Below are 23,766 nucleotides of genomic sequence, written 5' to 3'. Positions count from 1 at the left end.
GTTTAGACCGCCTTTATTTCTTTTAATCTTTCTGCCCAGACAGATTGGTAATTAAAGCAATCAATCTTGCCTTGATAAACCGCCTCAATCATATTCATCGAAGCTCTTAATTCCTCATCTGGAATTTGAACATAACCACCTGTCACATCAATTCTTGGTTTAGCCGTGTGATTAAGAAGTCTTTTTGTCACATAAATATTAAATCTTAAAAGGTTGCATATAGTGGCAAATGTACGGCGGAAATCATGCATTGAAACGTAATAGTCAACTTCCTTACCCACTCTATTCAATAATGTATCTACCTTAGTCGCATGCATATTCCACGAAGTAGGCATCTTAGTAGCTGGGAAAACCCAATCGTTTTCTCTTAATAACCAACGTTCACGCAAAATACTGTGTAGATGATCACCAATAGGAAAAGTATGATCTGAACCATTTTTGGTATCTCTAAAAGTTAAGGTACCATTTTTAATATCTACATCAGCCCACTTTAGACAACATGCCTCCTGTTTACGGCATCCCGTATACATGCACATCAATACGATATCCCGATGCGTGTTTGACCTAGCAGTATTTTCCAGATTCAACTCATCTTCATAATGAAGCACCGCATTGTAATATTTGTGAATGATGTCTTTATGGAGATGTCTATCCCTACTTGCTATTTTATTCCAACCTCTTGTTACGGAAATAATGTCAACTGGATTACTTTTAAGGATCGGGTTCTCATCTGTTGAATAAAGAACATGAATATACTTCCATAAAGTACCTAAAAGAGATACAGCACCATTTGCTGACGACTCACTTACTTCTGATACCTCAATAAATCGATCCAATACTTCTTGCTTAGATATCTGGAAAAGCTTTTTGTTGCCCCACCCTAAATATAAATCAAAGTATTTATGGTATTGCCTAATTGTTTTCGGCCTAAAGTCATTTCTATCAATATAAATTTGAAGAGCTTCATTCACTGTAATATCTAAAGGATTAGCAACATTCTTTAATTTGATAGGCTTTTCATATTCATTGTTTGAAATTTTCGCCAGAATCATCTGAGCTTTTGCTCGAGCATTTGTTGCAGGAATATCGGTGGTTTTACCAATTGTCACTCGATAGAGTTCACCTTCATGCCTCCTTTCAACAATATAGGTTTTACTTTTATTAGTTACCCGAACAGCAAAACCGATCAGTTCTGCATCTCTATATATTTTTTGACCTTTTTCAGTTAATGGAATAGCATCAACAGTAGATTTGTTGAGTTTCATGTCTTAAACCTGTTTTAGCGAACTTTGATTTAACCATGTTTCTCAACAGTCTACAAATAGTCTACAAGCGTTTTTAGTTAACCATAAAATACGTCATTTTCTAACAATAAGCCTTTGTTTTAATTCACTTTAATAAAAATACAAAAACCACAGGCGTATTATAAAAAAAGTAGAATCCACCGAGTCTGGTTTGAATTGTAAGTGATGGGAGCAACTGATAAACCTTATATCTTCAATAAGTTAGAACTTCAGATAGTTGTATGTATATCTACATTAGCACTTACTCGCAACTCAACAATCTACACACACAACCACAAAAGGATGCATCATCAATTGCATATTAAGTAAGAATACACATCAATTTACTGACCGGCGCAATTCTATCATCTAGATAAAAAACTAATAGCTTTATTGCTTTTTAAAATACAAAGCATAAAGCTATCACTATCAATCTTTAATCAAATTTTAATCTCACTTCTTCAATTTTTAGGTCTAGATAATCAATTTATTAAAAGGCTTTTATGTGAAAAGTTTGGCTATAGATAATTAAACAATGGGTAACTTTATTTAAAAGTAGATATACTTCACGCCAAAGTTTGTTCGATACTTCTCAAAATGCCTAACACCCCTAGCTTTTGGCACAGTCTTTTCCGTCTCGTACATATTTACGCTGGTATTTTTATTGCCCCATTTATATTTATTGCGGCATTTACAGGTCTTCTATATGCAGTTACTCCTCAGATAGAACAATCTATCTATAAAGATGCACTATATGTTCAGCCTTTAAATAAAGATATGCACCCACTAAGCCAACAGGTTGAAGCAGCAAAAAAAGCGATGCCCGAATCTGCACAAATTACAGAAGTTAGGCCGGCACCAAGTTCCATACAAACAACACGAGTTATTTTTTCTGATAAAGCTCATCATTTATATAACGAAGCTATTTTTGTAGATCCTTATACCCTTTCTATCAAAGGTCAGCTTGCTGTATATGGAACCAGTGGAGTATTACCATTTCGCACATTCTTAGATCAATTGCATAGTAATTTATTACTTGGAAAATGGGGACGTTTTTATAGTGAACTTGCAGCAAGTTGGCTCGGCATTTTAACTCTGACCGGACTATACAGTTGGTGGAAACGTCGTCAAAACTTCAAAATTAGACAAACGCGGAAAAACTATTTATTAAAGTGGCATAGTTCTATTGGCTTGACCTTATTACCACTTTTATTGTTCATTGCGATTACAGGCCTTACATGGTCCCAATGGGCCGGTGATAATATTCGTATTGCTCGTCAATGGCTAAATTGGCAAACGCCAACCTTAGCCACAACTTTAAATAATGCGCCATTATCAAAAATGCCTCATGATGAACATAAAGAACATCATGGTATGGTCATGGAGACTTCGAATTTAGAAATCATGCCAACCGAATTCGATTCTGTATTAGCAATTGCTAGAGCAAATGGAATTCATTCAGCACAAATACAAATCAAACCTCCTGTTGATGCAAACCAAGCTTGGACTGTTACTGAACTACAGCGCAAATGGCCAACACAGGCAGACAGTGTGGCTATTGATATACATAAACACAAAGTCATCGATAAACTAGCTTTTAAAGATTATTCATTATTTGCAAAACTTACACGTTGGGGAGTCGATGCTCATATTGGCGTATTATTTGGATGGGTCAATCAACTAGTACTCGCTTTATATGCACTCGGGCTATGTTTTATGATTATTTATGCGTATAAAGCTTGGTTTAAAACCTCTAATTTAAAAATTACGACTAGCCATTTTGTAAGCCAAACTTTATTGGTATGGAAACGCGCAAACAATCAACAAAAAATAATCACGGCCCTTACACTTATTATTTTAGGAATTATTTTGCCCATTTTCGGATTTAGCTTATTAATCATACCAGTTATATTACTAATACGAAAACAAAGTTCTTTAAACACTAACTAAAACTCATGATACTTGCCAACTCACCTCCTTACTTTAAGTGAATAGTGAGTTGGCAGCATAATTAGTAAGTCACCGTAACAACTATGCTGTCTGAATAGTTACCGGGAGTACTTGAAATAGAAGTTCCTTGTGGAATTTTTCCATATACATTTGAAATTTGACTAGTGCCAGATCCTGTCTTTGACACTCCTCCAGAACCACCCACAGCAGTTATACCACCTGTAGTATCCCATACTGTGCTATAAGCAGTATCTTTGTATAACTGATAAGGAATATATTGACTGCTTCCATTAGTCATACGTCTAAATCCACCGCTTATACGGTTATTACCATCCCCCAAATAAATGCTATAAGGTGTTCCATTGTTGCAAGTTGCATTAATCGCACCTTGAGCCGTGTAGTCACGACTTGTTGTACCAATATCACCAATATTGCCAAAATCGACATTTGATGTGGAATCTAACTGACAGAAACTTGGTACTACATAGTTAGCTGTAATCGTCATATTACCCGAGTCCCAGCCACCGCCACTATCACCCTCACATACACTGCTTGAATTTGCTTGCATGTCCCAAAATACTTGAACGGAGCCAATATAAGTCCCTACCGGATAGGCTGTTAAAGAGCCCGATCTTGCTGGAACTTTAATACTTACTGAGTAACTAATAATATTATTTGGTGCCACCGTAGTAACAGGACCATACCAAAAGTTTGAAGTTTGATTTGCAGTAGAAGAACCTGCTCCGCCTACAGTTGCAATAACCGTATAAGGTAATGAAACATTACTATTTGAAGTAGTTGCTCCAGTAAATACTGTCTTCATGCACATATATCTTGATATTTGAGCAGTACTCCCAACATTCGTACACCGAATAGTTCCAGTATAAGTAATGGTAGCGTCACTATTAATCGTTGCTGCTGTATAATTATAAGTACTATTTGTGGTTCCAGTTACCGTACAGCCAGCATGTGCTGAACTAAAAAAAGCATAAAGCACAAATAACAGTAAACTAGCTAAAACATACTTTAAAGTAGATGAAAACTTTTTGGCTAGCATGTAGGAACTATGACTTACAATACTTATTGACATACATAAGGCCCCAATTTTTTAGCACTGTATTGCTGACTTTCGTAAGTGAAATTAACTTGACATGAACCATGATCAAGAAGGTCTATTTCAAGTTTATTTTGCTTTAATAGGTTTGGAACGAAGACCTCACCATCATAGCCCACTACGGCATCTTGTTGTCCATTAATTCGGACGCTATAACCCGGTAACAATGGCGAGTTATTTTTATCTACAACTTTGGCTAATCCTGAAACAACTCGATGAGCACCAAAGTCAACTAAAGTTCCTTGGCGATAGCCCACAAGTGCTGTTCGATTGGTCGTTGTCACATCCCATTCCAGTGGTAAATAAGATGGGTCTAGATAGATATGATGAGATTGATACGGTCTTAAATTCGCAATTAAGAATCTTCCTGACTTATCTGCCTCTCCTAAATTTACTCCACCATTGATAATCTGGCTTTGCGGTCCGGCATTGGTAACAACAGCATAACCATCTCCAATTTCATTGGCCGCAAATATACGGCCTGCTGCTGCAACTAAAGATCCTGTCGCTGAAAGTGCAACTTGGTCATTATCTCCAATTCGGTTATAGCGACCTGTCAGGTACGCAGCCCGTGCGCGATAAGAGCCATAGATAGATGCATTATTGTTATGTGCATCCTGATCTCGCTCAACATATCCACCCCATCCAAATGAACCAATCTGTGGATCGGTAAATCCATTTATTTCTTGTCTGTAGGTCGTTTTACCGCTGTCATTAGAGAAACTTGTTATTGCATTAACTTTTATAGATGGCGTATAGCGCAGCGCAAAGTAAATGCCATAGTCCTTATGGTTTTCATAATCTTTATAAGCTGAACTATAAAAACCCCAGTTCTTGTTTAAACTTCCGCTTAAGTTCGCAGACAGTAACTTATACGAGTTATCACTGTACTTGATCTGGTTATAACCGACATAAACACCATAGCCTGCATAAAAGTTATAGTTAATCCCTGCCCTAATAATCTCATCTGCCAGCGCGCTATAGCTAAGATAGTTCTGTGGTTCAGCACTAATCTGGTTATCTTTTAAATAGCGGATTTGAGACACACGGGCCAGATCAAAGTAGTTATCAAATACTTTGCGGTAACTGGTGTTAAATGAAATGTTCTTGCTAATACGCCCTTCTAAACCAACCAGAGCCGAATAGCCGTTTTCATCCTTATACTGGCTTGCTGCAAGGTCAGCATTGATAACACCCACACCAAACAAGTTCTTGGCGAAACCTGTGCCCACGTTGGAAAGACCGTCTGTGGAGGCTTCCACACCCCCACTTAAGGTCAGTGAGTTGCTATAACCATAACGAATTGCACCAGAGGCAAAGGTGGCATCATCATAATCGTTTGAGTACAATCCATAGTTGTAGCGTGGAACCCCAACATCTACTGAAAACTCATTTATGCCTTTTGCCAGAATCTTCGATGAAAAATAGTAAGGTTTTTTAGTAATGATTTGCTGACCTGTTGCATCAGTCGTCACCAGTGTGACTTCATTTCCGGAAATAAACGGCAGCTGCTTAATGTCAAACGGGCCTGACGGAACAAGACCTGAATAAATCTTTTGCTGGTTAACGTATAAGTCCAGTGTTGAAGGCAGGGCTGCCGAACCGGAAAACTGTGGCAGCGCTGAAGTAACAATATCGCCACGCTGGGTATAGGCACTCGACCACTGGAAACCGGCAAGACGCACACTACTGCCCCAGTCCGAGCTATTAGAAATAAAGTCACCTAGGGTATATATCCTGACTTTTTCAGGGTCTACATATTGCCATTTACTTTCCAGACGCACCCACTTCTCATGGCTATAGCTCGTTTCATTACTACCGTTATATAAAACGCCTGATGAAAAATTACCAAGGGTGCTGTTAAAAATCCCTTCTGCCGAACCTGAGAAAATACTCTCATCATTGGTTATGGTGTGGTACAGGCTATAATTCAGGATTGCAGCATTTAAGGGTTTCATTTTTAACAAGTTAGTGTTTGTAGTCGATTGACCATTTAAGTCAACGGAATAGTCACTCAACATGCTCGAAGGAACTTGTAAGTTCAGAGACTGCTCATTTTCCAGATATTTAAACTGGATTCCTTTAAGTTCATTAATACACACCCATTGGCTATCTGGAATATGCTCATCCATTTTTAGCCTTAAAGCTTTTAGATCACGGGCACGAACATATAACTTTTTATCTTGATCTTGGTGTACCGATATTAAATCAGTAGATGTATTAGAATTGATCGAAATATTTAAAAATAGCTGAATATAGCCTTTATCAGAACCAGATGCCTGAAAAGCGGAGTTTGTTACTTCCGGAATATTGGGTAAAGCAGCATTGGTGTTATCTTGTAATGATTCAGCAAAAGCATGAATCGGCAAATACATAACACATAAAGCACTTACGAGATATTTCATATGTGCCTCTTTAAAGAGATGCTGGCTTACCGTTAATATTCAATGAAATATTATATTTATGATCAGCTTGAAATTTAAAATCAGAACTAATATTAAAGTTTCTTGATTTTCCGGAAAGAATATAACCATTTACGGTATTTACTTTAATCGGATAACTTTTGTTTGAAGTAGTATCTACAAGCGTTAAATTATTTAACAGTGCATGGCGATTGCCAATATTATTAATGGAAAGATAAGCACTATTTTGTTCTTGTTGTATTGACCAAGTCAGCTTAGTCATCGCATCTTTATTGACTACAAACACAGGCAATGATGAGCGAAGCAATACATTTACACCTTGAGAAGCTTTTCGGCTATCAATAGGCTTGGGTAATTCATCAATAATAATACGGTAAGTTTTTTCACCAGAAATTGGTTCCGGCTTAATTCTAACTACTCGTAAATTATAAGAATCATTAGGTTTTAATTTTAAAAAAGGTGGGCTAATTGCAATATCATCTGTAGGAATTAATTGATCTTGCCCAGCATTTTGGGTCCATTCAAATATACGTACCTGTAAATCAGCACTTTCATTTGACTGGTTATACAAGCTAATTGAAGATGCAGTCTGATCACTCAATATTTCAACATTTACAGGAGAAAGACGTATTGAGGCAGCATTTAACATACTAGGCAAAAATAATAATAAACTTGTAGCAACAAAGATATTTTTTCTCATGATTTGCCCAGAATTACTTTTCTCAAATTAAACTTAAGCTAGCTCTTTCAAATAAGAGCTAGCGTCAACAATGAATAGAACCTATTTAAAATTAATAAGTCACAGTAACAGTCACTGTATCAACATAACTACCTGCACTTGGCAAAGTTGAGCCAGCAGGAATACGGCCATACACGTTCACTGTTTGTACTGCGCCAGTACCTGTACCACTATAGGCTGTTGTTGAAATACCGATTGCTGTTGCACGGTTAGTGTCAGAGAAAAGGTTATAAGGGATATATTCGTTACTTGTTGCCCCACCAATCATACGGCGTTGAGTTGTTTGAGCATTTTTGCCTGCATCAAAAGCTAAAGTCCATGGCACAGTATTGTTACATAACACTTTAATAGCTGTACCGCCCGTAGTAGTCGTATCTGCATCTACATTGTTAGCAAGAGAGCTTAAAGTACCAAAATCTAAAACTGCATTAGCAGTTGTACCCGTAGCTGATGTATTCAATACACAACTATTTGTAATTGTTGCTTTAACAGTTAATGTACCTGTAGCCGTTGCAGCATTTGCGGCATTGATAGACATTAACCCCATAGCAATTGCTGATAAACCGATGAGAGATTTTTTCATGATTGAAAACCTTTTTACATTACGCCAATAAGAATTAATAGATGTAAAAACTAGCCTTCCCCAATCCAATCACTAGCTTTTCTGACTGTTTTTTCAAAGCGTCTTTTTTTTACTCTACTGTGGGCGCATCATACAAAAAAACAACAAAAATGCTGATATTAGTTTCATTTTAAATATCTATTAATAATTCAAAATCCGATGGATTTCTCAATTATGTGTTTTTATATGGTCTATACCACTTTTTGTAGAAATTCCCGGTAATTTTATTCACTTTTTTATTAGTTTTAATAAAAAATCATAAAATTTCATTAGTTAAATTTTACCATCATTTTTTATAGTTTATCATTTATTAAAATTTCCCTTCCACCAGGAGAGCAAAATTTAAGCTTTTGTTTGTTCTATATATTTTAAATGAATAAGAAAATAATATTCTATGAATAAGAATTCTAAGGAAGTGAAAGGTGGTTTAATCACTTTTCCCAAAATTGAGGTAAGAAATGTCATCTAGCTTTAGCAAAAAAGATAAATATGCTTTAAGTATTTCTAAAGACTAAATGAAAAATGCATCCTAAAATTCCCCCTACCATTGCAAAGCCCAGTTGTACATAAGCTTTACCATACCAAGCAAGTCTATTTAATTGATAATTTCCTTCATTCACATTAATCATCCACATATTTTTAATATCCCAACTATGGAATCCTTTTGGTCGTTCTGCAAAAAAATCAAGAATAGGTGTAAATCCTAAAATGAATAAAATGCCCAACAATGGATAGACGATACAACCAGGAAAAATAGGTTTCTTCTTTTGTTCCATGGAATCAAATATTAGGGCAATAATAACTAGTAAAGTTTCAGCTAAAGCTACTTTTTTAAAAGTTTCGAAGTCATAGCCAAGATAGAACATTAAAAACAATAAAAAAATATCAGTAAAAAAAACAGAAAATGTTAAAAATTTCCAGCTCATTTCAAACCCTTACTTGATTTTTTAGAATGCAATATAGTTGTAATAAAATCTATTGAAAATATCCTTTCAATTGACAAATACTATCAAAAAATGTTTAAAAAAACATAAAGCCATTAACTTAAAAGCTAGATTTTTGATCAAACTCATACAAGCAAATTTCAGACTTGATTAAATTTATAAAGTTAAAAAACTGTTTAGATTAATTCCCAGATTTATTTAGATTTTTTTATTAACTAGCTTTTTAAATAATAGCAGGCTTATTTAAAAAATCTAAACCATAAAAAAACTCTCATATATTTTATAATCAAAGCAATAATTATAAAAGTTCATTATTTATAAAACCAACTTTATCTTAAAATTATTACGCCCCAGCTTATAGAAAATTAAATACACTCTATTCAATTTAATCTTAAATATAATCATTTACTATTGATATATGCTCTTACAGCTAACAATTCCCTACTTGTAGTTTAAGCTGCTTCTTGGCAAGGTATGTGCCAGTAAAACATTAGGAATTTGTTCACATATGGCGAGTCCAGCACAAATCATTCGACATAAATTTCTCAATACATTCTTTTCACGCCATTCACTCTGGTTCTTGTGTATTTTTACGGCACTTAGTATCACATGGTTTAGAACCGTATATACCCCTCATAGTATCTATTATTTTATTTCAGATACTCTACTCAATGGTTTATGGGTCGTTACTGGTGCATTAAGCTTATTGGGTTTATATGACGTCTTACAAAATAGACACTCTATCTTAAGAAATTACCCAATTATGGGTCATTTTCGTTTTTTATTTGAAGATATACGTCCAGAAATTCGCCAATACTTTATTGAAGCCGATCAAGATGCTCTACCTTTCTCGCGTATGCAAAGAAGCTTAGTTTATCAACGTGCAAAAAATGAAAATGCCGATAAACCTTTCGGGTCAATCATAGATGTCTATCAACAAGATTATCGCTTTATTGTTCACTCAATTAGTCCATGCCCACCAGCAGATCCTAAGAGTTTTCGTATTCAAATTGGTAATGCACAATGCCTTCAACCCTATAGTGCATCTATTATGAATATCTCTGCCATGAGCTTTGGTAGTTTAAGTGCAAATGCAATACGTGCATTAAATAAAGGTGCACAGTTGGGTGGGTTTTATCATGACACTGGTGAAGGAAGTCTCAGCCCTTATCATTTAGAAAATGGTGGTGATATTGTCTGGCAAATTGCCAGTGGCTATTTTGGTTGTCGAACTTTAGATGGAAAATTTGACGAACAAAAGTTTGCTAAACAGTCTCAATTGCCACAAATCAAAATGATTGAGTTAAAGCTTTCACAAGGTGCTAAACCCGGGCATGGAGGTATTTTACCTAAGCATAAAATTACTGCTGAAATTGCCGAAATTCGTGGTGTTTCACGTGATCATGACTGTATTTCACCAGCAAAACATTCTAGCTTCTCTACACCAATTGAAATGATGCACTTTTTACAAAAGTTACGCACTTTATCTGGCGGCAAACCTGTTGGTTTCAAACTATGTATTGGGCAACCTTGGCAGTTTATGAGTATTGTAAAAGCAATGCTTGAAACAAAAATTGTGCCTGATTTTATTGTGGTAGACGGTTCTGAAGGTGGTACTGGTGCAGCACCAATTGAGTTTAGTGACTATATTGGTACTCCCTTACGTGAAGGCTTACGTTTTGTACACAACACACTTGTAGGTGCTGGACTAAGAGACCAAGTTAAAATTGGTGCAAGCGGTAAAATTATTAGCGCATTTGATATTGCTAGTACTTTTGCATTAGGTGCAGATTGGGTTAACTCAGCACGCGGTTTTATGTTTGCAGTTGGGTGTATTCAAGCGCAAAGTTGTCATACCAACCAATGTCCTGTAGGTGTAGCAACTCAAGATAAAGACCGTCAAAAAGCACTCCATGTACCTACCAAAGCAGAGCGCGTATTTAATTTCCATAAAAATACATTACATGCTTTATCAGAAATGATTGCTGCTGCCGGTTTACGTCATCCTTCAGATATTAAAGCCCATCATTTGGCTCAACGAGTCAATGACCGTGAAATCAAGAACTATGCTCAATTACATTTCTTCTTGAAAGAAGGAGAACTTTTACAATCTGAACTAAAAAATGATGATGATAATTTTTATTATCGTATGTGGAATATGGCTGATGCCAATCATTTTTAATTCATACTAACTTAATAATTTGAGCATCATATTTAAAATGTGATGCTCTCTCATATTTTAAATTTATATGTGATTTTTGCTTTAAATAGCCTCTTCTTTTAGTTTGTATTTAATATATTTTTCACCTACTATAAAAGTATAAATAATATACATGCTTTAATTTTATTAAATAAATATCCTCAAACTGTAATAACAAGAAGGTATTCACTCATGTTTAAAAAAACATTCATTCCCACTTTTATTGCTCTTGCTGTAGGGTTAAGTAGCTATGCATCGGCTTGTACACGTGCGGTATATTTAGGCAACAACCAACATATTATTACAGCTCGTTCAATGGACTGGAAAGTTGATACTGGCACAAATTTATGGATTTTACCGAGTGGTGTTGCTCGTGATGGAAGTGCAGGACCAAATTCAATTAAATGGACTTCTAAATATGGCAGCGTTATTGCAACAGGTTATGAAGTCTCTACGACCGACGGAATGAATGAAGCTGGTTTAGTCGCTAATGTCTTATGGTTAGTCGAATCTCAGTATCCAGATGTAAAAAATTCTAATAAACCATTATTAAGTATCGCAGCTTGGGCACAGTATGTACTCGATAATTTTGCAACCGTTGATGAAGCCGTTAAAGCTCTTGAAAAAGAACCCTATACAATCGTAACAGACAGCGTTCCTGGCGAATCAAGACTCACAACACTTCATTTGTCTATTTCCGATAAAACAGGTGATAGTGCAATCATTGAATATATTGGCGGAAAACAAGTGATTCATCACAGCCGGAATTATCAAATCATGACCAACTCCCCTACATTTGATAAACAGCTTGCACTTGCTGAATATTGGAAACAAATCGGCGGTACCGTTATGCTTCCTGGTACTAACCGCGCTTCTGACCGTTTTGCACGAGCATCATTTTATATTAATGCAATTCCAAAAAACGACGATATGAAACAAGCTCAGGCTTCTGTATTTAGCGTTATTCGAAATGCCTCTGTTCCATATGGATTAAATACACAAGAAGAGCCTAATATTTCATCGACCCGTTGGAGAACTGTTGCAGACCATAAACAGATGCTTTATTTTTTTGAATCCGCTTTATCCCCCAATGTATTTTGGGTGGACTTGAAGAAAATAAATTTTAAAGATGGTAAAACCCGTAGACTGGATCTCGGTCCCGAGCAGAGCCATATCTATGCTGGAGATGCGACTTCTGATTTTAAAATTGCAAAACCATTTGCTTTTTTAAGCCCAAAAACTCTTTAATAAAGGATAAAATTTATCACCTGTAAGATAAATAATATCTGCTTTCTTGGAATTACATTATGAAAAAAGCCCTATTTTTATTAGGTACTTGTTTACTTACAACAGCTTGTAGCACGACCTCATATAAATCTACTACTACGACAGCAACATCTGAGCTAAAAACAGCGGGTCAGCTCAATTGCCTACCTACAGAACTTTGTCCAAGCTTACTTGTTAAATGGAATGAGAAACAGAAAAACCAAGTCCGTGTAGATGTACATTTAAGCAGTAGTTATAACTTCTATGATATTAATTCATTAGTATTTGATATTGATGGAAAACAATTTAGCTATAACCCAGCTCAAGCCACTGAGAAAACTACTGTTAGCAGATTTGTTCCTAAACACTCGACCACGTACTTTATTATTCCAAGTCAGTTCTTACAGGAATTTAAAAATGCAAAAAACATTAATGTGTTAGTTAAGACTGATAAAGGTATTATTGAGCGAAATATGTATTCACCGCAGAAACAATCTTCAGTGTATAAAAATTTCGTAGAACTTTATCAAAGCTTAAAATAATCATCTGATTTGATTAACTGATGCACTCAATCTATTGACTAGAATGAGTGCATTAATTTTTTAATAATAAAAATGCTTTGGCTTAGCATGTAAAAAGGCTGGAATTAAACCCGTTAAAGCTGCACGTATATCTGCACGTTCATTAATTAATTGATGAGACCCCTCTTCAAGCATTAACAAGGTTTGAAGTCTAAACTTCCGTCGAATGAACTCAATGTTATAGCGCCAGTCTACCGTTTGGTCTAATGCCCCTTGTGCTAACCAAACAGGAATACGACAAGCTGGACGCTCTTCCATTTCTTGCATCCATTTTGACATTGCTAAAATCCAGTCCATCCCCATCATGCGTGGTTGTAATGGATCTTTTAAACGAACAAAACGTAAAAATTCAGGATTATGATTGTTACGTCTAAAGTGTCTTGGTACTTGGCGTTTAATACGACGAATAATGCCGAGTCCCACTGGGTTATGCCACCATGCTGTTTTAGCTGGTCGAATTAAAGGTGAAAGTAACAGAACTCTATCAACAATTGGATCTTGTCTTTTTTCAGCATACTCGAGCAAGTGATGCATCCAAATTGCTCCACCCGTGCTTTGGCCGATACCCACCCACGGTTTCGGTAACTGATCTGCATGTTTGACATATTGATAAACAGCCATTAGAACTTGCTGGTAATGATCAAAATTTTGAATACTTGCAGGTGAACCATTACTTAAACCATGACCAGGTAAATCATAAGTAATTACACTGAAGCCTTGTTCAAGAATTTCACGGATAATAGGTTGATAAATCCCGCTATGTTCAAGATAGCCATGCAACAAACATACAGTCCCCTGCACTTTGTCTAATTTAGGCTTAAAAACTTGGACATGCAGACGAAATAAAGGCATTTGAACATAGCCTTGCCAATGGTCACAGTCGAGTAAATGCAAACCGTATAATTTGCGGTATGCTAAAAGTTCACGAGAAGGCTCTTCTAATGTATTTAAATTGAGTGGACTTAAAACTTGTGGAGTGAGATCACGGTTAGGTACCGGTAAATCTAATTGTTTTAATACGGCAGGATTGAGAAATGGAATCTCAGACATTAAGGCACCTCTCGACAATCACTTGAACCAAATAACATGTCACGAATTGTCGCAAGTAATTCATAATTTGCACGACGACTATGATCGTAGTTTTGTATACTCGGTTGCCAACGTGTAAGCGGTGTTGGCATAGGGGCAATAACTGGAATCGTTTCGATACCATTCAGAGCAAATAAACGGCGCGTACGCGGCATATGATATTCATCTGTAACTAACATTACGGTAGGCGCACCGCCTTTCTTTTGAAGCAGTAATGAACTAAAACGAGTATTTTCACAAGTATTCATACTTCTTTGTTCTAATAATTTTGCATCGACACCACGTTTTTTTAACCATGCTTGCATATATGGTGCTTCAACACCACTTAATACAATTGGTAGATGGTTTTGCTTTTCAACTTCTAACGTTTTCTCTAGTCTTAAGCGGGTATAACTATTAACTACAATATCTTTGCCATTTTTATCTAAAGTTAAACCGCCACCTAGTACTACAATAGCATACGGTTCTGTTAACTTTTTAGGTTGAGTTGGCAGAGGATTTTTACGGACATATTCAACTTTCTGCTCAGGCTCACTTACCGCTTTTTGATGTTCAGGTACTACAGGTTTTCTTGCTAAAAACTCGGTATATTGTTCAGTAAGAGCTTTGTTTTCAGAACTGTTAATAAAAAGCGCTTCATCTATAGGACTACTTGTTTCATCAGCTGCATCAATTTCTGAGTTTTTCGCGACTAATGGAACACTTACAGCTGAAGTTTCTTCCTCTTCTTCCATCTCTTGTTCTTTTTCTTCTAAAAGAATAATTTGCTGCAAAGCTTTATAGTTTTCTTGTATGTAGCCCAAGTCTGCTGTCTTTTTTTCACGTATAGCATCTTCGGTAAGCTTTAAATAAGCCTGACGAGCAATCCATAAGTTTGAACCAGGCTCTAAGTTATCATGTTCACTTAATGCAGCTTTTCGCTGGCTTTCCGCTGCCACTTCATTCACATCTACTGGAACAAAATAGTTAAGTCCAGCTACAATAAGTTTTGAATAAAATGGCGAATATAGAAAAACCACGAAACAGCCCAATAGTACAAATAGCACAGTAACTACTTGTACAAAACGTACCATCAAGTGTACTTTTGGCATAGAACTATTCCGTATGATTTTCAATTAAACCTAAACTGTTATAAAGCACAGGTTCTGGTTCTAACATAACATGGAAACGCTGATCAACATCGTGTTGTACAGCTTGATAAGTTTTCTTTACATCAGCAAGAGATGCATTGGCATAATTCACCAAAACCAAGGCTTGTTTATGAAACATCCCCACCACACCAAGTTGTTTACCTTTCCAACCTGCTTGATCAATTAACCAACCCGCTGCAATTTTAACGTTACCGTTGGCTTGAGGATAATGTGGAATTGTTGAAAATTGTGTGATTAAGCGTTCAAATTCTTGAGCACTTACAATCGGGTTTTTAAAGAAGCTTCCTACATTTGGATATTCTTTTGGATCAGGTAATTTACTTTGACGAATACGGATGACCTGATTTTGTAAATTTTCAGCAGTGAGATTGTCTCCAACGGCTTCCTTTAAATCACCATAATTCAACTTTAAATGAGGTTGCTTGAGTAATTTAAAGGTGACATGCGTGATGATGTAACGCGTCGGATCATCTTTAAAAATGCTATGTCTATAAGAAAAATGACAGTCGGCCGCTAAAATTGATTGTGTCTCTCCAAGTTTACGGTCATAGACCTGTACTGACTCAATAAACTCACCAACTTCAACGCCATAGGCACCAATGTTTTGTACTGGTGAAGCACCCACCAAGCCAGGAATAAGGGCTAAATTTTGTAAACCAAACCAGTTCTGCTGTGTACTATATAAAACAAAATCGTGCCAAACCTGTCCTGCACCTACTTTGACACGAACAAAATTCTGATCTTCTGATAAAACTTGTATACCTTGAATATCAAGGTGAATGACTAACGCATTAATTTGCTGTGGCAGCAACATATTACTACCGCCAGATAAAACAAGTACATTTAGCTCATGCTGTTTAGCAAAATCCAAAGCTTCTTTAATATCTTCAACAGACGTAATCTTAGTATAATGAGAAGCTGTTACATCTAAACTTAAAGTATTGAATGGCTTAAGCTGTACTTGATTTTGAATTTGCATTGTATTGATAAACCTATTCTTAAACTTTCAATTGTTTTTTCAAAACATTAATCCATGCGAGAGTACTCGATTCACATTGGTCAAGTACACGCTCGAAGCCGTCATCACCACCATAGTAAGGATCAGGCAAAGCTTGCTTTGGATATTGGGGATCATGTTCACTCATTAATGCGACTTTTGCTCGAATTCGATGGCTACCAAACTGAAAGATAGCGTTTTGCAATAAATCATGAATATCTTCAAAGTTTTGATGATCCATTGCCAAAATCAAATCAAAATCTAAAAAATCTTGAGTTGAAAGTTGTCTAGCACGTAAAGATGACAAGTCATAGCCTCTTTTCTTAGCATGCTTTTGGCTACGCTGATCAGGGGCTTTATTTGGGTGATAATTACTCGTTCCAGCCGAATCAACGATTACATTGAGTTGATGCTTATCACAATAATGTCTGAAAACCACTTCAGCGGTGGGAGAACGGCAAATATTTCCTAAACAGACACATAAAACCTTATATTGTGTTTCCATTAGAAATTAGTTCCAAACATTTGAATTACATAGAAATAAACAGGTTACTTGCAAAGTTACTGCAAAATGCTAACAAACTATAAATCTGGCCAAGTCTGTATTGATCCTGATGACCTGTTGCATTTTGTCAAAACTCACTTGTGTTGAAAAGGAAAATAATGTTTATCAATAGATTAAAAGTTGATAAATCAGTCGATAAACTAGCTAATTTTGTCTTTTTATTTTAAATAGTGGTATCAAAAATATTTTGAGCAAAGCCCGCTCAATTATAAAAGCCCTACTTAAAGGGCTTTAAACAAATCATTTTGCTGAAGTCATTAACTCAATCATTTGTTTTGTTGGACTTAAGCTACCTAATTGCCACTGTTTAGGTGGATATTCATCAATTCTTATCCAAACATGCTCTCGAAAAGCAGGATTACCCTTACCCTCTATTTCTACAAATAAGTCTGTTATCCGTTTAAAAAGTTCGGCCTTACTGTCTTTATCGAGTAAACCTTCTATAGTTTGTATATTTATAAATGGCATAATGCTACCTGAATTAATTCTAGGTCTAAATTGTAGACCCATCCTAATTGGAGCTTCCTCTAATGTCAAATCAAATTATTCCAGACCATAAATTTCCCGTAGATGTATGTGGAATCTTTAAAATTACTGAAATATTGAGTGACAGATGGACAATCCTCTTATTAAGAGAAGCTTTCTATGGGGTAACAAAATTTAATGATTTTTTAGTAAATACAGGAATATCAAAACAAATTTTATCTAATCGTCTCAAACATCTTATTGAATTAGAAATATTTGAGTTATCTATTTATAAAGAAATAGGTGTAAGGGAACGTAAAGAATATTTACTTACCAAAAAAGGTAAAAGCCTAAATATTGTTTTGCTTGCTATGCTTGAATCTGGCGGTAATTTTATTGAAGCAGATCGGGATGTCGTTAAAGTTTTTAAGAAAAATTCAGATGATGAACTCAAATTAAAACTTGTTGATTCATCTGACCAAGTTATAGATTTTAATCATTTGGAACTGAAACTAACTCATCGTAGCCATAAGAAATAAATTTTTGTATGTCCCCCTCTTTTATGTTTAAGCCTAAACGAAAGATATTTATAGATAATATAAAAAAAGCCTACTCTTTCAAGTAGGCTTCCCCTTATGACTTTGCGCTGATCATTAAGGTTTATTGTTGTTTAAGGCAACATCTCAATTTTACAGAAATACTTAACAATTAAAACCCTACCAATAGCTAATAATCATTATTTAATGGAAAAACTCTTCAGTAGTTTTTACCTTAGCAAAAGCATTGTTTAAAACTTGGTTATGATGATCAATTATGTGCTGCGCATCTAAAACTGTAGAATCAGATGTTGTATGGGCATCAGAGATTAAAGTTACTTTGTATCCAAACTCTGAAGCAGCTCTAATAGTCGTATCTATACAATATTCCGTTTTCATCCCACTCACTATGATTTCATCAATATCAAGTTTCTCTAATAGTTCTTTTAAGACAGTATGCTTGAAACTGCTCGGGTAGGTTTTCTCAATGACAATATCTTTATCTGGATTGCAAGATAACTCTGTTATCAACTGAGTATTTAGGCTATCGGGATCTAAAGGCGTATCTTTTTCGCCAACATGACGGACAAAAATAATTGGCTTGTTATTGGAACGGTGATAATTAATCAGCTTAAGAATATTTGAAAGTACAAATTGATGGTTATATGGCGTCGACTTTGCTTTGAATAGTCCATTTTGCATATCAATGATGAGTAAAACTGATTTTAAGTTATAACTTTGGTCCATAATCTTTCTCTGAAAAAGCCAATAATGAGCAGAGAAAAATAAACCCAGCCATTATTGGCTGGGTTTAGGTATTTTATTAAGTCGCTCTAACAAAAAATCACACGCAGCCTTTTTTAAAGGTCGTGGTGGTGGTATTGATTTTTTTTGGTAAACAGTTCATGAATTAAACTTGCTCATCATTAAAGCGTATTTAAACATAGCATAATTTTTTCTTAAAACACAAAATTTTGTCTTTTAAGTTATTGATCGTTTTAGTCAAACCTTATTTAATACTGATAAATTATTTATTTTTGAATAATTTATCAGTCATATTTTTATCAATTTTGCTACGATGCCCATTTTGAAAGTATCGATCGACATGACATAGCTTTGTTTTGGTATCACAAAACACACCATTTGAGAATGTAAATGCTGAAGTATCAAAATCGCCTTGAGAGAAAGCTTTATTCGCTTTATAAGGACCTAAATATTTAGCTGTAAGTTTTTTAGAGACGCCTTTTTTGTCCGCACAAATGTATTTATCACAAATGACACCCTTTTGAGGTGAATATACACCAGAGTTAGTTTTCGCCATCGCTGCAGAGCTAAGCATGAAGCAAGTACATCCAATAACACCAAGTAAAATTTTAGAAATTTTCATTTTTAGAACCGAATAAAATTATAAATTGTTAAGACATTATATAAAACTACTAGCCTGCTCGAAAATCTACACAAGGCCACAAATAACAAAAAGCCCACGGTTCAATGACCTTTTAAATAACTTGTACACCTGTTAAATACACCTCTTCGAGCACATACAAACAGTGCTCACCTCATACAACCCTCAACATAATTGCCTCAGAACTACTTTATTTTAAAGCGTCTTATGCTAAGTTACTTAAAGATTGAATAGAACCGTTCAACAATAATTTTCAAGAATAAGGAAATAATGTATATGAGCCATTTTCAATTTCAAACTGTTCCAAATATCATCTCTGGCTTAGGCTCTATACAAGAATTACAGAATGTTTTGTCTTCAAAATCTTACCGTAAGTTATTGCTAGTCACAGATGCTGGTATGGTTAAAAACCAATTACACCGTCCCATCCTGCAAATTTTAGATACCCTCAATATTGAATATGTCATTTATGCAGATGTGCAGGCTGATCCGCCTGAACAAATCGTTTTAGATGCGGCCAATTATGCAAAACAGCAAAATGTAGATGTCATTATTGGTTTTGGAGGTGGTAGCTCTTTGGATGTGGCAAAAGTAATCGCTTTGCTCTCGCATCCTGATCAAACTCAAAGTTTGCAAGAGATGTATGGCGTAAACCAAGTAACCACCACTCGCCTACCACTTATATTGATTCCTACTACTGCGGGCACAGGTTCAGAAGTAACGCCTATCTCAATTGTAACTACTGGCGAGACAACAAAAATGGGGATTGTTTCCCCAGTACTATATGCTGATACAGCAATTCTTGACGCAACTTTTACTCAAAACCTTCCAGCACATATTACCGCTGCAACTGGTATCGATGCTATGGTCCATGCCATTGAGGCATATACTTCTAAACACAAAAAAAATGTTTATACCGATATTTTAGCCAAACATGCACTGAAATTATTGAACCATAATTTACCGAAAGTTCTTAAAGATGGTAATGATTTAGAATCACGTCAGAACATGCTGTTCGGCTCAATGCTTGCAGGTCAGGCATTTGCTAACTCACCTGTTGCAGCTGTGCATGCTCTAGCTTACCCACTGGGTGGACATTTTCATTTATCGCATGGACATACCAATGCTTTAGTGCTGGTTGAAGTTTTAAAATTTAATGCGCCGAATGCAAAAAAATACTATGCAGAACTTATGCAATGGCTAGATCCATATAGTAATGGCAGCACCGATGGGTTATGTGATCTGTTTATTGACCATATGCAAAATCACTTAGACCGTAGCGGTTTGACTTTAAAACTTAGTGATTTGGGTATTGAAGAGTCTAGCTTACCAAGACTTGCTCAAGATGCCATGTTGCAAACCCGCTTACTACAAAACAACCCACGTGATATGACAGAAGCCGCTGCTTTAGCAATTTATCAGGCGATTTATTAATGACTAAACCCGTTTTAAAAACCCGTGATCAATTTAAGTTCTTTTTAGATATTCAAACTCGTTGGGCCGATAATGATATTTACGGTCATGTAAATAATGTGACTTACTATAGCTACTTCGATACGGCTGCCAATGCTTTACTCATTCAAAAAACAGGTTTTGATATTCATGAAGCAAAATCAATTGGTTTAGTCGTCGACTCAGCTTGTAGCTTTTTTCAAGAGTTATCATTTCCAGAAGTTATTCAAGTAGGTGTTGCGATTGGTAAAATTGGTACAACATCTTTACGCTATGAATTGGCAATCTTTAAACAAGGTCAAGACCAAGCGTCAGCTCAAGGACATTTTGTGCATGTGTTTGTTGATCGCGAAACGCGCAAGACTGTGCCAATTTCCGAGTCAGTTCGTGAAGTTTTAGATAATTTTTTATTATAAAAAGATGAGGCAAAAAGAAAATAATTTGCTCTTTTTGCCTCGTCTTAACTTACATCATTGCAGGATCACTAAAAGAGTCTTCTCCCGTTTCGACTCGGCCAGCAAAACGTCGGTAATAATATGGATCACTTTGATTAGTTACTTCAAAATCATACCAATCCCCAACATCAGCCAACGACCAATGTTGCTTAACAACTTGTCCCGCTTTTACGGTCAGTTGTAATGGCGCATCTTGTCGATATGCACAAGGTTTTACCGTTAATATTGTATCCTTGGTTCCTTCATTCATAAGTTCGACATACACATCACCATTCGCGATGTCATAGCACACTCGAATTTCAGGTTTAACACCACTATCGATAATACGTTGAGTATCCCCTTTAAAATGACGATGGTAGCCATTTGGACCAAGTACCCATAGGTCATAACGGCCTACGTTATCTTTTAAAGCATCCCATTCATCATCTAGTGTTTTATTCGGCTCGACAATATATCGCTTTGGAATACGGTCTAAGTTAAGTTTGTCATAAACATGAAAAACCGCTGCTTGCGTACCTGTATTAGAAAAAATTAATTGCACTTTGCCATCAGTGCTACAACGTGCACTGGTATGCAACTCATAAGGTAGCGCACGCGACAGACGTATGCCACTTTGCTGAATTGGTAATTTAATGTCAGTTGGTACGGGAACAGCTGGCAAAGCTTCTTGATTTTCCCTTAGCGCATCTGCCTGCACACGGGTTTGTTTACCACTCAGCTGCGGTAAAACATCTGCATTTGGTGTTTTAAAGTTAAATGCACTGGTCAAATCACCACACACTGCACGGCGGTATGGACTGATATTCGGTTCTTTTACACCAAAACGTTTTTCTAAGAACATGAGCACGGACGTATGGTCAAACACTTGCGAGTTTACCCAACCACCACGGCTCCATGGAGAAATCACATACAAAGGAACACGCGGGCCCGGACCATAAACACGTCCATCAGGTGTAGGCTGAGAATGGCTTCCTTCAGGCGCAGCATGATCAAAATATTCATCCTGCATATCAGCATTGCTTAGTGTCGACTTACCTGCGTACTGGCCGTTTTTGAGTCGAGATGGTGCTGATGGCGACGGCATATGGTCAAAATAACCATCGTTTTCATCGAAGTTAATAAGTAGTGCTGTTTTACTCCACACTTCTGGTACAGCAGTTAATGCATCAATAATTTCTTGAATAAACCAAGCTCCTTGAACCGGACTTGAAGGGTCCGGATGTTCACAGTAAATTGATGGCGCATTAATCCAAGAAACTTGAGGTAACTTCCCTTCACGAATGTCTCTTTTAAAAGCGTCAAGATACTCTTCTGGTTTATTGCCCGGTAGCGTATTGGCAATGCCTTTATATAGTGGATTTTTGGCATTATCAGTAGCCGCATCATAGGCTTTATACGGTAGTTTTTGACCCGTATCGGCATACGGTTTATTCGGCTCGCCACCGCTTGAAACTGGATAACCGGATGCAATGTTGGCCTTTCTAAATGAACGAAATGCACCCAACATATTATCGCCCCATTCATCTGGCATATTCTGATAACAAATCCAGCTAACACCTGCTTCTTCTAAGCGTTCAGCATAGGTTTTCCATGTATAACCACGATCTGCCGTAGCGGGATTACCATCAATCCAGTCCCATTCATTATTTACAAATGAACGCTTAGTCGGTGTTGCCCCATTGGTACCGGTTAAATGAAAAGATCGGTTCGCATCTGTTCCGGTGTGCATGGAACAATGGTAGGCATCACAAATCGTAAAGGCATTGGCAAGTGCAAACTGATATGGAATTTCTTTTTCTTTAAAATAGCCCATGGATATATCAGTTTTATGGGTTGGCCAGTTCGCCATACGGCCATTGTCCCAAGCCAACTGACTATCATTCCACGTATGCGGCGTACCATCTGCACGCTGTGCATTATTGGCTGTACCGTCTAAATGAAAAGGCGTTAAAACTTGCCCATTGCGTCTAAGCTGCTCCCAAACCTTACGACCATTTGGCAAAGGAATTGTAAAGCGGTCAGCAAAACCTCGAACGCCTTTTAACGTACCAAAGTAATGGTCAAAAGATCGGTTTTCCTGCATCAAAATAATAACGTGCTCAATATCTTGAATGGTGCCCGTTTTATTATTTGCAGGAATTGCTAGAGCCTTTTGAATACTTGATGGGAAAGCCGCCAACGCTGCAGCACCAAAGCCCATATTTAAAGAGTAATTTAAAAATTTACGACGTGTAATCATGATCAAATTCTTTTTATTATTTAAGGTTATGGAGCACAGCGCATGACAGGCTTTTTACCTGTGTCTGGTGTATTCGAATTATCATTTGCAGAGTCGTTACAACCACTCAGTAAGAGTGCACCGATGAGTAAGAAATATGAATATTTAAAGGAAGTTATTCCTGTACATTGCCTTTTCATGACGATATATAGTCCATTTTAAAATCTAAAATGGCTAACATAGAAAAGTACAATGACAGTGGCGTGACCTGAATATTTCAATCCAGTGAAAAATATGAAAATTCTATTATT

General features: G+C 36.3%; 22 protein-coding genes. 8 read left to right on the top strand and 14 right to left on the bottom strand.

Annotated elements, in window-relative coordinates; genetic code table 11:
• Positions 1-2 precede the first annotated feature (2 nt).
• Positions 3-1,265, bottom strand: coding sequence for a tyrosine-type recombinase/integrase (locus F984_RS07415; protein ID WP_000773621.1), 1,263 nt, complete (start codon positions 1,263-1,265; stop codon positions 3-5).
• 615 nt (positions 1,266-1,880) lie between these two features.
• On the opposite strand from F984_RS07415, the gene F984_RS07410 reads away from it, so the two are divergent.
• Positions 1,881-3,233, top strand: coding sequence for a PepSY-associated TM helix domain-containing protein (locus F984_RS07410; protein ID WP_004708281.1), 1,353 nt, complete (start codon positions 1,881-1,883; stop codon positions 3,231-3,233).
• Between the two features lie 61 nt (positions 3,234-3,294).
• On the opposite strand, the gene F984_RS07405 is transcribed toward F984_RS07410, so the two are convergent.
• From F984_RS07405 to F984_RS07385, 5 genes are all read right to left on the bottom strand, one after another.
• On the bottom strand, positions 3,295-4,323 hold the full coding sequence (locus tag F984_RS07405) for a Csu type fimbrial protein (protein WP_025469296.1): 1,029 nt from the start codon (positions 4,321-4,323) through the stop codon (positions 3,295-3,297).
• Positions 4,314-6,722, bottom strand: a complete 2,409-nt coding sequence (locus tag F984_RS07400) for a fimbria/pilus outer membrane usher protein (RefSeq protein ID WP_080631612.1) — start codon at positions 6,720-6,722, stop codon at positions 4,314-4,316. Before F984_RS07400 ends, F984_RS07405 begins: the two co-directional genes overlap by 10 nt.
• Positions 6,723-6,762: 40 nt before the next feature.
• Positions 6,763-7,470, bottom strand: coding sequence for a fimbrial biogenesis chaperone (locus F984_RS07395; protein WP_004708276.1), 708 nt, complete (start codon positions 7,468-7,470; stop codon positions 6,763-6,765).
• A gap of 91 nt (positions 7,471-7,561) precedes the next feature.
• Positions 7,562-8,092 carry a Csu type fimbrial protein gene (locus F984_RS07390; RefSeq protein ID WP_004708274.1) on the bottom strand — a complete coding sequence of 177 codons (531 nt, stop codon included), beginning with the start codon at positions 8,090-8,092 and terminating at the stop codon, positions 7,562-7,564.
• A gap of 533 nt (positions 8,093-8,625) precedes the next feature.
• Entirely contained in the window at positions 8,626-9,057 is a 432-nt protein-coding gene (locus tag F984_RS07385) for a hypothetical protein (protein WP_004708272.1), read from the bottom strand.
• A gap of 526 nt (positions 9,058-9,583) precedes the next feature.
• Here F984_RS07385 and F984_RS07380 point away from each other — a divergent pair.
• The 3 genes from F984_RS07380 (at position 9,584) to F984_RS07370 (ending at position 13,083) form a co-directional block, all read left to right on the top strand.
• Positions 9,584-11,257, top strand: coding sequence for an FMN-binding glutamate synthase family protein (locus tag F984_RS07380; protein ID WP_002052116.1), 1,674 nt, complete (start codon positions 9,584-9,586; stop codon positions 11,255-11,257).
• A 210-nt stretch (positions 11,258-11,467) separates the two neighbouring features.
• Positions 11,468-12,523 carry a linear amide C-N hydrolase gene (locus tag F984_RS07375; RefSeq protein ID WP_004708270.1) on the top strand — a complete coding sequence of 352 codons (1,056 nt, stop codon included), beginning with the start codon at positions 11,468-11,470 and terminating at the stop codon, positions 12,521-12,523.
• 56 nt (positions 12,524-12,579) lie between these two features.
• Positions 12,580-13,083 (top strand): hypothetical protein, encoded by a 504-nt coding sequence (locus F984_RS07370; protein ID WP_079377094.1) that lies wholly within the window; start codon positions 12,580-12,582, stop codon positions 13,081-13,083.
• 60 nt (positions 13,084-13,143) lie between these two features.
• On the opposite strand, the gene F984_RS07365 is transcribed toward F984_RS07370, so the two are convergent.
• The 5 genes from F984_RS07365 to F984_RS07345 all read right to left on the bottom strand — a co-directional run bounded on the left by F984_RS07365 (position 13,144) and on the right by F984_RS07345 (position 17,392).
• Positions 13,144-14,172, bottom strand: coding sequence for an alpha/beta hydrolase (locus tag F984_RS07365; RefSeq protein ID WP_002052112.1), 1,029 nt, complete (start codon positions 14,170-14,172; stop codon positions 13,144-13,146).
• Positions 14,172-15,302 carry a YdcF family protein gene (locus F984_RS07360; RefSeq protein WP_002052109.1) on the bottom strand — a complete coding sequence of 377 codons (1,131 nt, stop codon included), beginning with the start codon at positions 15,300-15,302 and terminating at the stop codon, positions 14,172-14,174. The genes F984_RS07365 and F984_RS07360 overlap by 1 nt, the downstream gene beginning before the upstream one ends.
• Positions 15,303-15,306: 4 nt before the next feature.
• Positions 15,307-16,341 carry a UDP-N-acetylmuramate dehydrogenase gene (gene murB / locus F984_RS07355; RefSeq protein ID WP_002052088.1) on the bottom strand — a complete coding sequence of 345 codons (1,035 nt, stop codon included), beginning with the start codon at positions 16,339-16,341 and terminating at the stop codon, positions 15,307-15,309.
• A gap of 19 nt (positions 16,342-16,360) precedes the next feature.
• Positions 16,361-16,864: a low molecular weight protein-tyrosine-phosphatase gene (locus F984_RS07350; RefSeq protein ID WP_004708263.1), complete on the bottom strand. Its 504-nt coding sequence runs from the start codon at positions 16,862-16,864 to the stop codon at positions 16,361-16,363.
• Between the two features lie 300 nt (positions 16,865-17,164).
• Positions 17,165-17,392: a tautomerase family protein gene (locus F984_RS07345; RefSeq protein WP_004708261.1), complete on the bottom strand. Its 228-nt coding sequence runs from the start codon at positions 17,390-17,392 to the stop codon at positions 17,165-17,167.
• A 62-nt stretch (positions 17,393-17,454) separates the two neighbouring features.
• On the opposite strand from F984_RS07345, the gene F984_RS07340 reads away from it, so the two are divergent.
• Positions 17,455-17,928, top strand: coding sequence for a winged helix-turn-helix transcriptional regulator (locus F984_RS07340; protein WP_004708259.1), 474 nt, complete (start codon positions 17,455-17,457; stop codon positions 17,926-17,928).
• A 201-nt stretch (positions 17,929-18,129) separates the two neighbouring features.
• Here F984_RS07340 and F984_RS07335 read toward each other — a convergent pair whose 3' ends face one another.
• Both F984_RS07335 and F984_RS07330 read right to left on the bottom strand, forming a co-directional pair.
• Positions 18,130-18,672 carry a cysteine hydrolase family protein gene (locus F984_RS07335; RefSeq protein ID WP_004708257.1) on the bottom strand — a complete coding sequence of 181 codons (543 nt, stop codon included), beginning with the start codon at positions 18,670-18,672 and terminating at the stop codon, positions 18,130-18,132.
• Between the two features lie 280 nt (positions 18,673-18,952).
• Entirely contained in the window at positions 18,953-19,312 is a 360-nt protein-coding gene (locus F984_RS07330) for a YcgJ family protein (protein WP_025469295.1), read from the bottom strand.
• A 294-nt stretch (positions 19,313-19,606) separates the two neighbouring features.
• Between F984_RS07330 and F984_RS07325 the strand changes: the two genes are divergently transcribed.
• Both F984_RS07325 and F984_RS07320 read left to right on the top strand, forming a co-directional pair.
• Positions 19,607-20,764 carry an iron-containing alcohol dehydrogenase gene (locus F984_RS07325; RefSeq protein ID WP_004708253.1) on the top strand — a complete coding sequence of 386 codons (1,158 nt, stop codon included), beginning with the start codon at positions 19,607-19,609 and terminating at the stop codon, positions 20,762-20,764.
• Positions 20,764-21,198, top strand: coding sequence for an acyl-CoA thioesterase (locus F984_RS07320; RefSeq protein WP_002053618.1), 435 nt, complete (start codon positions 20,764-20,766; stop codon positions 21,196-21,198). The genes F984_RS07325 and F984_RS07320 overlap by 1 nt, the downstream gene beginning before the upstream one ends.
• 49 nt (positions 21,199-21,247) lie before the next feature.
• Here the strand turns inward: F984_RS07320 and F984_RS07315 are convergent, their stop codons facing one another.
• Positions 21,248-23,476, bottom strand: coding sequence for a phosphocholine-specific phospholipase C (locus tag F984_RS07315; RefSeq protein ID WP_004708252.1), 2,229 nt, complete (start codon positions 23,474-23,476; stop codon positions 21,248-21,250).
• Positions 23,477-23,518: 42 nt separating this feature from the next.
• Between F984_RS07315 and F984_RS22875 the strand changes: the two genes are divergently transcribed.
• Positions 23,519-23,677 (top strand): hypothetical protein, encoded by a 159-nt coding sequence (locus F984_RS22875; RefSeq protein WP_004708250.1) that lies wholly within the window; start codon positions 23,519-23,521, stop codon positions 23,675-23,677.
• The last annotated feature ends 89 nt before the right edge of the window (positions 23,678-23,766 follow it).

It is taken from the genome of Acinetobacter nosocomialis NIPH 2119 (assembly GCF_000368085.1).
Classification (GTDB): Bacteria; Pseudomonadota; Gammaproteobacteria; order Pseudomonadales; family Moraxellaceae; genus Acinetobacter; species Acinetobacter nosocomialis.
This window is presented reverse-complemented; position numbering and strand designations above follow the sequence as displayed.

Bases quoted from the DNA above. Each gene is read 5' to 3' on its own strand.
- F984_RS07415 (WP_000773621.1), bottom strand. From the start codon at position 1,265: ATGAAACTCAACAAATCTACTGTTGATGCTATTCCATTAACTGAAAAA.
- F984_RS07410 (WP_004708281.1), top strand. From the start codon at position 1,881: ATGCCTAACACCCCTAGCTTTTGGCACAGTCTTTTCCGTCTCGTACAT.
- F984_RS07405 (WP_025469296.1), bottom strand. From the start codon at position 4,323: ATGTCAATAAGTATTGTAAGTCATAGTTCCTACATGCTAGCCAAAAAG.
- F984_RS07400 (WP_080631612.1), bottom strand. From the start codon at position 6,722: ATGTATTTGCCGATTCATGCTTTTGCTGAATCATTACAAGATAACACC.
- F984_RS07395 (WP_004708276.1), bottom strand. From the start codon at position 7,470: ATGAGAAAAAATATCTTTGTTGCTACAAGTTTATTATTATTTTTGCCT.
- F984_RS07390 (WP_004708274.1), bottom strand. From the start codon at position 8,092: ATGAAAAAATCTCTCATCGGTTTATCAGCAATTGCTATGGGGTTAATG.
- F984_RS07385 (WP_004708272.1), bottom strand. From the start codon at position 9,057: ATGAGCTGGAAATTTTTAACATTTTCTGTTTTTTTTACTGATATTTTT.
- F984_RS07380 (WP_002052116.1), top strand. From the start codon at position 9,584: ATGGCGAGTCCAGCACAAATCATTCGACATAAATTTCTCAATACATTC.
- F984_RS07375 (WP_004708270.1), top strand. From the start codon at position 11,468: ATGTTTAAAAAAACATTCATTCCCACTTTTATTGCTCTTGCTGTAGGG.
- F984_RS07365 (WP_002052112.1), bottom strand. From the start codon at position 14,172: ATGTCTGAGATTCCATTTCTCAATCCTGCCGTATTAAAACAATTAGAT.
- F984_RS07360 (WP_002052109.1), bottom strand. From the start codon at position 15,302: ATGCCAAAAGTACACTTGATGGTACGTTTTGTACAAGTAGTTACTGTG.
- murB (WP_002052088.1), bottom strand. From the start codon at position 16,341: ATGCAAATTCAAAATCAAGTACAGCTTAAGCCATTCAATACTTTAAGT.
- F984_RS07350 (WP_004708263.1), bottom strand. From the start codon at position 16,864: ATGGAAACACAATATAAGGTTTTATGTGTCTGTTTAGGAAATATTTGC.
- F984_RS07345 (WP_004708261.1), bottom strand. From the start codon at position 17,392: ATGCCATTTATAAATATACAAACTATAGAAGGTTTACTCGATAAAGAC.
- F984_RS07340 (WP_004708259.1), top strand. From the start codon at position 17,455: ATGTCAAATCAAATTATTCCAGACCATAAATTTCCCGTAGATGTATGT.
- F984_RS07335 (WP_004708257.1), bottom strand. From the start codon at position 18,672: ATGGACCAAAGTTATAACTTAAAATCAGTTTTACTCATCATTGATATG.
- F984_RS07330 (WP_025469295.1), bottom strand. From the start codon at position 19,312: ATGAAAATTTCTAAAATTTTACTTGGTGTTATTGGATGTACTTGCTTC.
- F984_RS07325 (WP_004708253.1), top strand. From the start codon at position 19,607: ATGAGCCATTTTCAATTTCAAACTGTTCCAAATATCATCTCTGGCTTA.
- F984_RS07320 (WP_002053618.1), top strand. From the start codon at position 20,764: ATGACTAAACCCGTTTTAAAAACCCGTGATCAATTTAAGTTCTTTTTA.
- F984_RS07315 (WP_004708252.1), bottom strand. From the start codon at position 23,476: ATGATTACACGTCGTAAATTTTTAAATTACTCTTTAAATATGGGCTTT.
- F984_RS22875 (WP_004708250.1), top strand. From the start codon at position 23,519: ATGACAGGCTTTTTACCTGTGTCTGGTGTATTCGAATTATCATTTGCA.